Genomic DNA, 608 nt, shown 5'->3' on the forward strand with positions numbered 1-608 from the left:
GATTTGCCACAAGATATGAAGTGAAATTTCATCAACCCAATACTTTTAGTGGGTTTTCTGCTACACTCTTTTATGATACATTTAAAGATGAATATATTGCTAGTTTTCGAGGGACAGAGGGTTTTTTGAATAGGGATATGTTTGCCGACATAGGACTTACCTTTGGTAAAGGGGATTTTCAAGCTAATGCTTTAAAACAATTTTTATTAGATATAGCCCCTATTCTAAATAATATAGATTCTAGCAAAATTACCTTTGTAGGACATTCATTAGGGGGATATTTAGCAGTTATTGCAATGCAGTTTTGTGATACAATTGATAGGACAATTCATACAGATTTTAATCAAATAAAATTTAGTGCTTCAAAAGTTTATACTTTTAATTCTCCCGCCATAGATGGAATAGATAATATGTTAATGAGAGTGTTGGCTAATTTATTGGGGAATAACATTATGGAGCAAGTTTTAAATCCAGAAAAGATTATCTGTGTATATGACAATGGCGGTATTAAAATCATTGCTTCAGCCCAATATGGCTCAAGCAATAGACTACCTATTTATACAGGCAAGGATTCTCATGCTATAGTGCCTACGACTCAAACCCTCTAC

At 33.1% G+C, this 608-nt stretch carries 1 protein-coding gene; it reads left to right on the forward strand.

The genetic code is table 11. The annotated features are described in order from the left end of the window. A partial coding sequence (locus CQA53_RS11845; protein ID WP_245945923.1) for a lipase family protein occupies positions 1-608 on the forward strand: 608 nt, incomplete at both ends.

Origin of the sequence: Helicobacter didelphidarum (assembly GCF_003364195.1) — a bacterium.
GTDB classification, from domain to species: domain Bacteria; phylum Campylobacterota; class Campylobacteria; order Campylobacterales; family Helicobacteraceae; genus Helicobacter_A; species Helicobacter_A didelphidarum.